General features: G+C 60.1%; 12 protein-coding genes. 9 read left to right on the top strand and 3 right to left on the bottom strand.

Annotation, left to right across the window (positions count from 1 at the left end; all coding sequences use genetic code 11):
- Positions 1-30: 30 nt before the first annotated feature.
- Together HG262_RS09610 and HG262_RS09605 are read right to left on the bottom strand one after the other, a co-directional pair.
- The gene (locus HG262_RS09610; protein ID WP_169270792.1) at positions 31-867 is read right to left on the bottom strand and encodes a universal stress protein; all 837 of its coding nucleotides are present in this window, start codon (positions 865-867) and stop codon (positions 31-33) included.
- A 97-nt stretch (positions 868-964) separates the two neighbouring features.
- On the bottom strand, positions 965-1,390 hold the full coding sequence (locus tag HG262_RS09605) for an Hsp20/alpha crystallin family protein (RefSeq protein WP_169270791.1): 426 nt from the start codon (positions 1,388-1,390) through the stop codon (positions 965-967).
- A 243-nt stretch (positions 1,391-1,633) separates the two neighbouring features.
- Here HG262_RS09605 and HG262_RS09600 point away from each other — a divergent pair, with 243 nt between their 5' ends.
- The 5 genes from HG262_RS09600 (at position 1,634) to mgtA (ending at position 8,371) form a co-directional block, all read left to right on the top strand.
- The gene (locus HG262_RS09600; RefSeq protein WP_169270790.1) at positions 1,634-2,059 is read left to right on the top strand and encodes a universal stress protein; all 426 of its coding nucleotides are present in this window, start codon (positions 1,634-1,636) and stop codon (positions 2,057-2,059) included.
- Positions 2,060-2,069: 10 nt separating this feature from the next.
- On the top strand, positions 2,070-2,906 hold the full coding sequence (locus tag HG262_RS09595) for a L,D-transpeptidase family protein (RefSeq protein WP_169270789.1): 837 nt from the start codon (positions 2,070-2,072) through the stop codon (positions 2,904-2,906).
- On the top strand, positions 2,903-5,287 hold the full coding sequence (locus HG262_RS09590) for a phosphoketolase family protein (protein WP_169270788.1): 2,385 nt from the start codon (positions 2,903-2,905) through the stop codon (positions 5,285-5,287). Before HG262_RS09595 ends, HG262_RS09590 begins: the two co-directional genes overlap by 4 nt.
- 65 nt (positions 5,288-5,352) lie before the next feature.
- Positions 5,353-5,811: a universal stress protein gene (locus HG262_RS09585; protein WP_169270787.1), complete on the top strand. Its 459-nt coding sequence runs from the start codon at positions 5,353-5,355 to the stop codon at positions 5,809-5,811.
- Between the two features lie 16 nt (positions 5,812-5,827).
- Entirely contained in the window at positions 5,828-8,371 is a 2,544-nt protein-coding gene (gene mgtA, locus HG262_RS09580; RefSeq protein WP_169270786.1) for a magnesium-translocating P-type ATPase, read from the top strand.
- On the opposite strand, the gene HG262_RS09575 is transcribed toward mgtA, so the two are convergent.
- On the bottom strand, positions 8,364-9,764 hold the full coding sequence (locus HG262_RS09575) for an MBL fold metallo-hydrolase (protein ID WP_169270785.1): 1,401 nt from the start codon (positions 9,762-9,764) through the stop codon (positions 8,364-8,366). The genes mgtA and HG262_RS09575 overlap by 8 nt on opposite strands.
- Positions 9,765-9,935: 171 nt before the next feature.
- Between HG262_RS09575 and HG262_RS09570 the strand changes: the two genes are divergently transcribed.
- The 4 genes from HG262_RS09570 (at position 9,936) to HG262_RS09555 (ending at position 12,828) form a co-directional block, all read left to right on the top strand.
- Positions 9,936-10,391, top strand: coding sequence for a CBS domain-containing protein (locus HG262_RS09570; protein ID WP_169270784.1), 456 nt, complete (start codon positions 9,936-9,938; stop codon positions 10,389-10,391).
- A 28-nt stretch (positions 10,392-10,419) separates the two neighbouring features.
- The gene (locus tag HG262_RS09565) at positions 10,420-10,944 is read left to right on the top strand and encodes a flavodoxin family protein (RefSeq protein ID WP_169270783.1); all 525 of its coding nucleotides are present in this window, start codon (positions 10,420-10,422) and stop codon (positions 10,942-10,944) included.
- A 145-nt stretch (positions 10,945-11,089) separates the two neighbouring features.
- Entirely contained in the window at positions 11,090-12,178 is a 1,089-nt protein-coding gene (locus HG262_RS09560) for a PAS domain-containing sensor histidine kinase (RefSeq protein WP_169270782.1), read from the top strand.
- Positions 12,175-12,828 (top strand): response regulator transcription factor, encoded by a 654-nt coding sequence (locus tag HG262_RS09555; RefSeq protein WP_169270781.1) that lies wholly within the window; start codon positions 12,175-12,177, stop codon positions 12,826-12,828. Before HG262_RS09560 ends, HG262_RS09555 begins: the two co-directional genes overlap by 4 nt.
- Positions 12,829-12,979: the final 151 nt, after the last annotated feature.

Raw genomic sequence — 12,979 nt, 5'->3', positions numbered from 1 at the left:
GCCCTTCCCGCGAGCGCCCAGACTGCGCAGTTAGTGAGAGAACAGCACGGGCACGGTCATCGCTTTGAGCAATGAGCGAGTGGCACCGCCCATGACCAGTTCGCGCATTCGAGTGTGGCCATATGCTCCCATGACAATAAGGTCAGCGCCAAAATCCGCCGCCGAACTCAAAATAGCATCGCCGACATCAATGTCGCGCGTGCCGCGCGTTTCATGCTCCGGTTCGGGGAATCCGTGGCAAGTGCAATAGACCGCAAGATCCTCGTATAGGGTTTCGATCTCGATTCTTGAGTCGGCTGCTTCATCCATCGTCAAGACGCGTAGGCTATCTGCATGGCGCAGGAGCGGCGCCGCATCGGCAATCGCTCGCGCCGCTTCGCGCCCACCGTTCCAGCAGTACAGCACTCGCGTCCCAAGAGTCTCGAACATCCCTGCAGTCGGCAATACGATGACCGGCCGACCGACGAAAAGCAAAGTCTGTTCCACAAAATCGTTACCCGTCGCTGCCTGTAGATCGTAGGCATTCTGCTGGCCGATGACGAGCACGTCCGAATAGCGTGCATGTCTAGACACACACTCCGCTGGTGAACCCTCGCCTTGCCGCCATGATTCCGTCACGCCTGCGCGTCGGGCCGCCTCACTGAAGGCTTGCTGCAGTGCGGACCTTTTTTTCGTAGTGATCTCCATCGCCCCCTCCGTGGTTCGGGCCCATAGACCCGCTTCGTCGGAGAAATATCCCGGCGAGACGTAGCTGGTGAATATGCCTGTCAGATGCGCATCATGCGCCTTCGCGATGTGCAAGCAAAACTCAATCCGGCGCGGGCAATCAACGCCGTGATCCAAATGGACTGCAATACGGCGAAACATAGCTACCTCCACGGAGTGACGGAACGATCACGGACGGCAGGCCTCGCACGGCAGCCATCGCATCTCGTGCCACGCCAGATTAGCGAAGGTGTGGAGTTCATTCGATCTGCACGGTCTTGTTCTGATTGCCTTGTGCTTTGGGAAGTGTCAAGACGAGTACGCCGTTCTCGCATACGGCTTTGGCGTTGGCCTGGTCTATCGGGCTGGCCAGCGTCACCGAGCGTTGGACTTGTCCCCAGAACCGTTCCTGACGCACCACGTTGCCCGCTTCCTTTACCTCGCTGCTCCTTTCCTTGTTAGCAGAGATCATGACGGTATTGCCGTCGATCTGTACCGAGATGTCCTTCTTCTCGATCCCAGGGACCTCCGCTTTCAACACGTACTTGTCGCCGACCTCGGTGATATCGATGTCCATCCGGGGATTCTGTTCGTCGGCTTGCTGGCGAACCGGCCTGAGGAATGCCTGAAAGACATCCGAGAACGGGTCGGACGCAAACGGACTGTATTGACTCAACCGCGACATAGCTATCTCCTTTGCTAGAACGGTAGGCCACCGCCCACCTTGAGTCATATCCTGCTCTGTCAGGCTCGCCACATGTTGACCTTTGTCAATCCAAAAATGGGGACGAACGTCGCCCGGCCGCAATTCTGCTTTCCTTCAATGAAGTTGACCGCCGTCAATTGAATCAAACGCCGCAGTGCCATGATGGAGTTCAAACTCGTAACGGCCTTCTGATAAAGGCCACCTAAGCGCCCAGGAGGCATCGTGAAAAACGTCCTGATTCCCATAGATGGATCTGCCAATTCGTTGCGCGCCGTGCGCTACATGATCGACCATGTCCGGGAAAATGGCCCGTGCACACTTCATCTGCTTAACGTGCAATCACCCATCGTGTCGGGGACGGTACTCGCGTTTATCTCCCAGGAGATGATTCAGGACTACTACGATGACGAGGCCAAGACGGCGCTTGGAGACGCGAAGGCGGCGCTGGACAAGGCGGGGGTCATGTATCAAGAAGCGCTTCAGGTTGGCCCCATTGCCGAATCAATCAAGACATACGCTACCGCGCATCAATGCGACCACATTGTCATGGGCTCGCGTGGCCTGGGGGCGGCGGGAAGCTTGTTGTTGGGATCGGTCGCGTTGAAAGTGCTGCACATCAGCCATATCCCCGTCGTCCTGATCAATTAAGCCAAGGCCCATGATTCGACGTAATGACGTCCTCCGTGCCACGCATACTTGGATGATGGCGGGCGCAATTGCCGTCGCGCCCCTGGCTTGCCCGGGGCCGACGTGGGCGCAGGTCCCGCCCGATGAGGTCGCACGCGCCTTCCGCCAGGAGGTCTCTCCCGCGCTGGTCCTGCCCGACGACGAGCGGGAGCGATATGCAAACCTGGCCCTGCAAGCACTACAAGCTGCTGGCATTATCTTGTTGGGCCCCCAATACGTCCTCGTGGTGGATCGTCATGTGAAAGTCCAGGCGGCAATGCTCTTCTGGATGCGCCTCGGCGCTCCGTCGCTTTACATCGGTGCAGCCCCAGTGTCCACGGGCCGGATTGGCCGGTTCGACCATTTCGAAACGCCGATGGGCGTATTTGCGCATAACTTGAACAACCCTGATTTCCGTGCCGAAGGGACGAAAAACGCCAACGGCATCCTGGGGTATGGCGCCAAGGGCATGCGGGTCTACGACTTTGGCTGGCAACAGGCCCGCCAGGGCTGGACCAAGGAGGGCGTGAGCACGATGCGGTTGCAAATGCATGCGACGGACCCTTATCAGTTAGAGACCAGGCTGGGCACTCCGCAGTCCAAAGGATGCATCCGCATCCCGGCAACGCTCAACCAGTTGATCGACCGGCTGGGCCTGCTGGATGCGGACTATGAGCTCGCCGCCGACCTCGTGTCCACGCCTTGGGTGCTGCGGCGAGATCGGACGCCCGTCTATGGCGCGGGACGTTACCTAATCGTCGTTGAAACCCTGCGCGATACGCGCCCCGCTTGGTCGCCGGCCCCTAGCGCCGTCAAGGGAACGCCATGACTTCCGTACCGTCGAACGCCCAGTTGAACCGCATCCACGCATACTGGCAGGCGAGCAATTACCTGTGTGCCGGCATGCTTTATCTGCGTGACAACGCGTTGTTGACAAGACCGCTGCACGCCGATCACATCAAGCGCCGCATCCTGGGCCATTGGGGTACCTGCCCGGGGCAGTCCTTTACGCTCACGCACCTGAACCGGCTCATTGTCGAGCACGACCTCAATCTGATGTACGTCTGCGGTCCTGGGCATGGCGCGGCGGCCGTGCTAGCGCATGCTTACCTGGATGGACACTATTCGGAAAGATATCCGGAATGTTCGCAGGACGAGGCCGGGATGCTTCGGTTGTTCCAGAAGTTCTCAGCGCCGGGGGGCGTCGGCTCCCACTGCTCTGCCCATACCCCCGGCTCAATCCACGAGGGTGGCGAGCTAGGCTACAGCCTGTCGCACGCGTTCGGCGCCGCGTTCGACAATCCCGACCTGATCGTGGCCGCGATGATCGGCGACGGCGAGGCCGAAACCGGAGCGCTTGCCGCCTCCTGGCATTCAAACAAGTTCCTGAATCCTGCGCGAGACGGCGTGGTGCTTCCCATCCTGCATCTGAATGGATACAAGATCGCGAACCCGGCCATTCTGGCGCGGATCCCGCATGCTGAGCTACTTGCGCTTTTCGAAGGCTGCGGATATCGACCGACTTTCATCGAGGGGTCCGACCCGCCCGCGATGCATCGCAAGATGGCGCGTGCGCTCGACCAGTGCCTGGCGGATATCAGGGCGATCCAGGCGCAGGCGCGCACGCATGGCCGCAATGCGCGGCCGCGCTGGCCAATGATCGTGCTGCGCACGCCAAAAGGCTGGACAGGCCCTCAGCGGGTACATGGCCACGCGATAGAAGATTCGTGGCGGGCGCACCAGATACCGGTTTCCGACCCCGTGGGCCGCGCTGACGAACTGCATGTCCTGGCAGAGTGGCTGAACAGTTATCAGCCCGGAAAACTGTTTGATGCGACGGGGCGGTTGATCCCCGAATTGCGCGCCTTGGCGCCAGAGAGCAACCGGCGTATCAGCGCGAATCCCCACGCCAATGGCGGAGACTTGCGCCAGCCGCTCGACCTTCCCGACATCGCCGGGCAACAGATCGCCGTGCCGCAGCCTGGCGTGCAAAGCGCGCAGGCGACGCAAATTCTTGGGGAATACCTGCGCGAAGTGATGCGCAGGAACTTGGACCGGTTCCGCGTGTTCGGGCCTGATGAAACCGCCAGCAACCGGTTGTCCGCGATCTATGACGCCTCGGGCAAGACCTGGATGGCGCAAGTGCTGGACAGCGATGCGGACGGCGGCAACCTGTCGCCTGCGGGCCGGGTCATGGAAATTTTGAGCGAACAAACGTTGGAAGGCTGGCTGGAAGGCTATCTGCTGACGGGCAGGCATGGCCTGCTCTCCACCTATGAAGCATTCGCCCACGTCATTGACTCGATGTTCAACCAACATGCCAAATGGCTGGATAAGGCAAAGCACCTAGTAGACTGGCGCACGCCCGTGCCGTCGCTAAACCTGCTGATCACCTCGCTGGTCTGGCGGCAAGACCACAATGGATTCAGCCATCAGGATCCCGGCTTTCTGGACATCGTGGCCAACAAAAGTCCCGATGTCGTCCGAATCTACCTGCCACCAGACGCGAATTGCCTGTTGAGCGTGACGGATCATTGCCTGCGTTCGGTCGACTACATCAACGTCATCGTGGCTGACAAGCAGCCGCACCTGACCTATCTGGACGGGCCCGACGCCATACGTCATTGCCAAGCAGGCATCGGTGTCTGGGAATGGGCCAGCACGTTCGTGCCTCACGAACCTGATGTCGTCATCGCGTGCGCAGGGGATGTTCCAACCCAGGAAGCGCTGGCGGCCGTGGCGATGCTCAAGGAGATGATCAAAGGGTTGAAAATTCGCTTCGTCAACGTGGTGGACCTGTTCACGCTGATGTCCGATCATCATCACCCGCACGGGTTGACAGACGACGCATTCGACCACCTATTCACGCTGGACAAGCCCGTCATCTTCAACTTTCACGCCTATCCGGCCCTGATACACAAACTCTGCTACCGACGCCGCAATCACGCCAATTTCCATGTGCACGGCTACCGGGAGCAAGGCGACGTCAATACGCCATTTGAGCTAGCAATCCTGAATGGCATCGACCGCTACAGCCTCGCGATGGATGTGTTCAAGCGAGTTCCACGTCTTCGCACCTGCACGGCGGAACCTATGCAATCCCTGTTGGCGCGGCAAACCCAGGCTCTGTCCCATGCGCGGGCGGAAGGTATCGACCCGGAAGACATTCGGAGCTGGCAGTGGCCGGCGGCAAGCCCGCTGCGACATTGATCTCTGTCAATGTCGCGTCCCGCGGTGGGCCGATACTCGATATCTCCCCCGCCTGGAGATTCGCCATGTATGAACGCATTCTTGTGCCCATTGATGGAAGTCCGACCTCAGAACTTGGCTTGAAAGAGGCGATGCGCTTGGCAACCATTACTCACGCCAGCCTGCGCCTGATCCATGTGATCGACGAAATGTCGTTTGCCCTGGCCGCCGACTCCTACGGCTATTACGCAGGGGAATTGCTGGACTTGCTGCAGCGAAACGGCGCCGAACTCTTGGCGAAGGCGCAGGCCGCGGTACAAGCACAAGGACTCCCAGTCGACACGGTCCTCTATGAAAATCTGGCGAAGACCGTTCAGCAGCGCGTCGTGGACGAAGCCATCAATTGGCGAGCGGACCTAATCGTCATCGGCACGCACGGCCGCCGCGGGGTGCGCCGCATGGTACTGGGCAGCAGCGCTGAGGGCATCCTGCGAACCGCAACGGTTCCCGTGCTGCTGGTGCGCGCGCCAGACGGCACGTCGTGACCGCGTCCGACATGCGATGCAAGCCCCAAACGACAGCCCCCGCTGGTGGGAACAGGACGACAACACGCTCCTGACTCGGTTGGGCTGCACGCGCGCAGGCCTGAGTGCCGAGGCCGCAGCACTGCGTCAGGAACCTCCACAGCCTCCCCTGTCATTGCTTGCCTCCGTGCGGCTCGGGGTGATGGCGCTATTGCGCCGCTTCGCCAACCCGCTCGTACTCATCCTCCTGATCGCGGGCGCCATATCGGCCTTCCTTGGGGAAATCGCCAACTTCGTCATTATTGGAAGCATCATCCTGATCAGCGTCATGCTGGACGCGTATCAGGAGGCCCGAAGCGCAGCCGCCGCGCAGCGGCTGAAACAGTCGCTGGCGCATTGGACGACGGTGGTGCGAGACAGTCAGCCGATCCGCATCGCTGCCGCGCAAGTCGTTCCTGGCGATCTGCTGCAGCTACGCGCAGGTGACATTGTCGCGGCCGACGCCAGACTCCTGACGGCGGACAATCTGCTGGTCAACCAGGCGCCGCTGACCGGAGAGTCCTTCCCTGTGGAGAAGCGCTCCGGCGTCATCCCTAACCCCGGGCAGACGGCAATGGACGCCCCGAACGCGGTATTCGCCGGCTCCGCCGTCCATAGCGGCAGTGCAATCGCCATTGCCGTTATGACGGGCTCCCATACTGAACTCGGTCAGATCGGCACCGATATCGCCAAACGCGAAAAACCCACAGCGGTCTATATGGATATACAGGGATTCGGCATGTTCATCATGCGCCTGACCCTATTTCTGGTCTTGTTCGTCTTACTGATCAACGCCTTATTCCATCGTCCCTGGCTGGAGTCCTTCATGTTCGCCGTCGCCCTTGCCGTCGGCCTCACTCCGGAGCTTCTGCCGATGATTGTTTCCGTCACGCTGGCCCGGGGAGCCATGCGCCTGGCGCGCAAGCATGTCATCGTCAAGCAGTTGTCGGCAATCCAGAATCTGGGCACCATGGACATCTTCTGTTCCGACAAAACCGGCACGCTGACCGAAGCGAAAATCCGCCTCGATCGCACGATAGACCCTGAAGGGGGCCTCAGCCCGGCCGTTGCCGCGCTAATGTACGTCAACAGCCGCTTCGCAAGCGGCGCAAAGACCGCCCTGGATGATGCGGTGCTGTCAGTCGAAGGTGCCACGTGCAGCGACTGGGCGCTCCTGGGCCAACTGCCCTTTGACTTTGAACGGCGTCGCGCCGCCGTGCTTGTGCAGGGTCCCGCCGGCCGGCTACTGATCGTCAAAGGCGCGCCCGAAGACGTGCTACGTGTCTGCGCTACTTACACGCCACGGCAAGGCGATGCACCGCAAGCATTGAACGAGACCGCCCGCCAACGCGCCGCGCAGACGTTTCGCAACCTTGAGAATGAGGGGTTCCGTGTTCTGGCGGTCGCATTGCGGTCCATCCCGGACGCGCGCAACGCCGTCGACGTCAGCGACGAGTCGAACATGGTGCTACATGGCTACGCGGCCTTCATGGATCCGCCAAAACGCGGTGCCGCCGCCGCGCTGAAGGCCTTGAGCTCAAGCGGTGTGCAGATCAAGATCATCTCCGGCGACAGCGAATTGGTGACGCGCCACCTGTGCGCGCAATTGCACCTGCCAGTCAAGGGCGTGCTGACCGGCGCTGAACTGGCATCCATGGACGCCGCGGCGTTGCGGAGCAAGGTGGAAAGCACCACCCTCTTCTGCCGCATGACACCCTCCCAGAAAGAACGCGTCGTGCTTGCCTGCAAGCATCTAGGGCACACCGTCGGCTACTTGGGCGATGGGATCAATGACGCGCCCGCCCTGCATGCGGCCGACGTGGGGATGTCAGTCGAGTCCGCAGCCGACGTGGCCCGGGATGCTGCACACGTCATTCTGCTGCGGCGCAGCCTGAGCGTAGTGCACGATGGCGTCATGGAGGGGCGCCGCACCTCCATGAACGTATTCAAGTACCTCATGATGGGCACCAGTTCCAACTTCGGCAACATGTTCAGCATGGCAGGCGCGGCGCTCTTCCTGCCCTTCCTCCCAATGCTGCCCGTTCAAATACTGCTGAACAACATGCTTTACGACATTTCAGAGCTCCCAATTCCGCTGGACAATGTCGATTCAAGCGACATGGCTGTCCCCCGCCGGCTGGAGATCGCGTCGATCCGCAAGTTCATGCTGATCGTGGGTCCGATAAGCTCGGTTTTCGACTTCATTACGTTCTACCTCCTGCTGCACGTACTCGATGCGAACGAGTCCACGTTTCAGACGTGCTGGTTTGTGGAATCGCTGTGCACACAGGTGCTTGTCATCTTTGTGATCCGTACTCGGGGGAACCCGTTCAAGAGCCGTCCCAACGCGATACTGGTCGCGGCCTCATGCCTCGTCGTGGCCGTCGCGCTCTGGCTGCCTGTCAGTCCTCTGGCCGATTTCTTTTCATTTACACCGCCGCCCGATGCCTTCTACTTGATGCTTGCGCCGCTGATCATCAGCTACCTGGTAGTGGTGCAGGCCGTCAAACTCAGGTTTTTTTCGGCCATCCCTCCTAGGTAGATTCGCGTGCCCCTCCCGATGCGTCCAGTACCGCGGTTTCTTCCTGTTCAACGGCGTGACAGCGCCAACCGAGCTCGTCTTTGATGCGCAGGCGCAAGGCGTCGGCTGCGGCCGGTTCGCCATGCACGATGAACGTCTCTTTGGGAGCCGAGGAGAATCCGCGCAGCCAGCGGAGTATTTCATCGGCGTCCGCATGCGCCGACAGCATGGAAAGGTTTTCCACTTCAGCCCGGACGGGCACGTATTCCCCGTGGATCTTGACCGTGCGGACGCCGTCAAGCATCGCCGCGCCACGCGTGCCCACGGCCTGAAAGCCGGCGAACACCACCGTGTTGCGAGGATCTCTCACATAGTGCTTCAAATGGTGCAGAACGCGGCCGCCAGTTGCCATGCCGCTGGCGGACACGATGATCTTGGGCATGGGCGACGCATCAAGCGCCTTGGACTGCTCCACGTCACTGACGCATACGGCAACGCCATAGGCGGCGCGGGCGTCCGACGGAGATAACCGCTGGTCAGCGGCGTGGCGCACATACAGATCCACCGCACTGCTGGCCATCGGGCTGTCCAGGTACACCGGTAGGTCCCGGGGAATGGTTCCCATCTGTTTGAGGCGCCGCAGATGAAACAGCAACAACTGGGCACGCCCCACTGCGAACGAGGGAATCACGACGGTGCCGCCCCGCTTGACGGTCCGAACGATGATTTCGCCCAAGACGTCTTGCACATCTTCCGTCCCGTGCAGGCGATTGCCATAGGTGGACTCGATCACCAGATAATCCGCCTCCTCGACCCGCTCGGGCGGCGGCATCAGCGGGTCGTTGTAGCGGCCTAGATCGCCCGAAAACACCAGCTTTCCGCCCGAATAGGTAAGCTCAATGATGGCGGCGCCCAGGATATGGCCCGCCCGGGTCAGTTCAAACCGCAGGCCGGCCGGCAGGTCCGTCGCGGTATCGAAAGCGACGGGGCGCAATGCCGCGATCGCCCGCTGGGCATCGGCCACGGTATAAAGCGGCAGCGCCGGTTGGTGCTTGGAAATGCCGTGCCGGTTCAAGTAATCTGCATCGGCTTCCTGCAAATGCGCGCTGTCCAATAACAACAGCCGGCACAGGTCCAGCGTGGCCTCGGAACAATAGATGGGCCCGCGAAAGCCTTCCCGGACGAACTTGGGCAGATAGCCAGAATGATCCAGGTGAGCGTGCGACAGCACGACGGCTTCGATCTGCGCAGGTGAGACCGGAAACTTCGCCCAGTTCCGCAGCCGCAGCGGCTTGACGCCTTGGAACAGGCCGCAATCCAGCAATATCAGGCGGCCATCTGCATCCAGCAGGTGGCGCGAACCGGTGACTGTGCCGGCCGCCCCAAGGAAACGCAACCGCAAGTTCTTCGACATGCTTCCTCCCGGCGTTCGGATTACCAGCAGCTTCGCACGTCCCGCCCCGCTCTCGCGACAGGCCCAGAACCCTTGCTTGACCAAAATCAAGTTATGCGTCGCATGAAAGATCACTATAGGAACAACAATTCCTTAGCACAGGGTACGCGTCTGCTGCCCCGGAGAAAAGCCATGCTTGCGCACGAACTCATGACCGCCAATCCATTTTGTGTTACGGCCAGAACGCCTGTCTCCCAGATCATGCATGCCATGCTGGACCACGATATCAGCGCCGTAATGGTGATTGGCGACGATGGCGGATTAATCGGCGTGGTCACCGAGGGTGATCTCATTCGGCGCCAGGACACTGTGCACCAGAGGAAACTGGACCATTGGCTGGCGTTGCTAGCCGAAGGGGAAGCGCTGAATCTGGAATTCCTGCACAGCCTGCAACTCAGTGAGCAAACCGCATCCGCGGTAATGACCAGCCCCGCCATCACGGTGGAAGAAACCGAAGATCTGTCCGCTATCGCCGACGTACTGCTAAAGCGTGGAATCAAACGCGTTCCGGTCACCCGAGCCGGAAGATTAGTCGGCGTGGTCAGCCGACGTGACATTCTGCGGGCGCTGCTGGCTCAAGAGGCGTGACGCCGCGATCGCGGCAAGGAGACAAAAAATGGCACGCATCGGCATTTTCTTCTATTCTCGTACAGGAACGGGCCGAACCGTCGCTGAACGCTTGGCTTCTGTCAGCGGATGGCCCAGCTACGAAATACGGGATGCCGCGCCGCGTTACGGTTTGTCGGGAGATGTGCGCTGTATCGTCGACAACCTGCTCAAACGCAGCCCCGCATTTCACTATGACGGCCCTTCCCTGGACGACTTCGACCACGTGGTCCTGATTGCGCCCGTATGGCTACGTGCGCTGGCCGCGCCCATGCGATCGTTCTTGAAAACGCAGGGTCGATTTATCAGCGCCTATTCGGTGATCTGCGTCATGTCGGGTGATGGCGGGTTCCGCGCCGTGGATGATATGGCGGCCATCATAGGCTCGAAGCCACGCTCCATTTTGCTCTTGAAACAATACGACGTGCTCGCCGAAGAATGCGATGCGTCCCTCTGCCGTTTCAGGGAGCAGACGCTGGCCGCCGATCGCCCCGGCGGCGGCGACCCCCTCCCCTTGCTTCCCTCGATCGACTAAGGCATCCATCCCGCCCATGGTCACTTCTGCTAAAGCACTAGTGCTTTTGGCACAGTGGCGTCGCACCTATGGCTTCACCCGGCAATCTGTGCTGCAATGATTTATCGTCTGTCCAGGTCAGGTCGGACACATCGCGCCTTTTGCCATGACAGATTCACCCAGCGCACCACCGCTGCTTGATATCATCCACTCCGCGACCGAGCCGATCATCACGATCGATGAGCATCAACGCATCGTGATGTTCAACCCGGCGGCAGAGGCCGTGTTTCTGCGCCAAGCCGATCAGACCATTGGTGCAAGCCTGGATATCCTGATTCCGGTGCGCTTCCGCTCGGTCCATGCGCAACATGTCAGCCGGTTCAAAGATACCGGTATGTCAGACCGCAAAATGGGGTTGGGTGCGCCACTGTGGGGGCTGCGCTCCAACGGCGAGGAATTCCCGATGGAAGCCTCTATCTCACAGACTCGCACCGAAACGGGAGTATTCCTGTCGATATTCCTCCGGGATATTACTGAGCGACAGCGTATCGACCAAGCCCTGCGCGCCTCGCGGGACGAACTGACCCGACTGTCCAACGCCTTGCTGCACGTGCGCGAACAGGAAAAAAAACATATCGTCCGCGAGCTGCACGATGACCTCGGCCAGAGCCTGACTGCGTTGACCATGGAGCTTGCGCAGCTGGAATCCAACCTCCGTCCGGATGACGCCAGCGCACGGGATCGGGTCCGCGCAATGCGACGGGTGATCAAAAGCACCTTTGCGTCGCTGCGGCGTATTGCCTCCGACTTGCGGCCCGTCATGCTTGATGATCTGGGCTTGGCCGCCGCGGTCGAATGGCTCGTAGCGAATTTTGTATCTCGATATGGCATCGACACGGATGCGGAAATACGCGTCGGCCCGACCGAGCCGTCCAAACGCGTGGCCACTACCCTGTTCCGGGTGGTGCAAGAGGCGCTGACCAATATCGCCAAGCATGCCCAGGCGACCAAAGTCCAGGTGCGTCTGGCCTGTGACGAAACGCAGTGCACGCTGACCGTGCAAGACAATGGCGTTGGCGCCGCGGCCGAAAGTCTGACCAAGAAGTTGCCCATGTCGCTGGGGCTGCAAGGCATACGTGAGCGGATTCGACTTCTTAATGGTGAAGTAACGATCAATACCCGCAACAGAGGAGGATTCCGCCTGGATGCCCAAATGCCCGCTCAGCATCCGGAATCACCCTGGGAGGCATCTTGATCACAGTCATACTGGCGGACGACCACACATTACTGCGGGAAGGACTTCGGCGCTTGCTCGAGCATGCGGGCGACATCTCCGTTCAGGGAGAGGCAGGAAATGGGGACGAAGCGATGCAACTGCTGGCCCAGCGAAAATGGGACCTGCTCGTGCTCGATATGTCCATGCCGGGACGCGACGGCGTGGATCTTATCCGTCACATCAAGAATAGCCACCCGGAAGTACCGATTCTCGTGCTTACCATGCACGGCGAGCAACAATACGCGATCCAGGCAATCAAAGCCGGCGCGTCGGGATTTCTAACCAAGGACAGTGCCGCTGAGGAGTTGGTTCAGGCCGTCCGTAAGGTCGCCGGCGGAGGCCGCTATCTGAGCCCATCGCTGGCCGAGAACATCGCTTTTGATCGGCAGAAAAAAAACAATGCGCTCCCCCACTTGCTGCTGTCAGATCGAGAGCTCTCGGTATTCCGGCATCTTGCGTCTGGCCTGGACAATTCGGATATCGCGAAACGCTTGTTTCTGAGCGTCAAAACTGTCAGCACCTACAAGAGTCGGATTTTGGTGAAAATGGGCCTGCGCAATCAGACCGATTTGGTTCGTTATGCGATCCGGCATCGTCTGATCGACGATCAGGATTTCCCGGATCATTAAGCGGGCATCGTAGGAATATTCCTACAGTCGTAAGGTTCCGCTGCCAAGAACTGGCGACATGCGCTGATAGCTCGATCCATGCGTGTATCTCATACTGCATCAAGCCTGCGGCTTTACGCAGCGCTCCTTACCTCGGACGAGGATCTCCCGA

Origin of the sequence: Achromobacter sp. Bel, assembly GCF_012928505.1 — a bacterium.
GTDB lineage: Bacteria > Pseudomonadota > Gammaproteobacteria > Burkholderiales > Burkholderiaceae_B > Achromobacter.
This window is presented reverse-complemented; position numbering and strand designations above follow the sequence as displayed.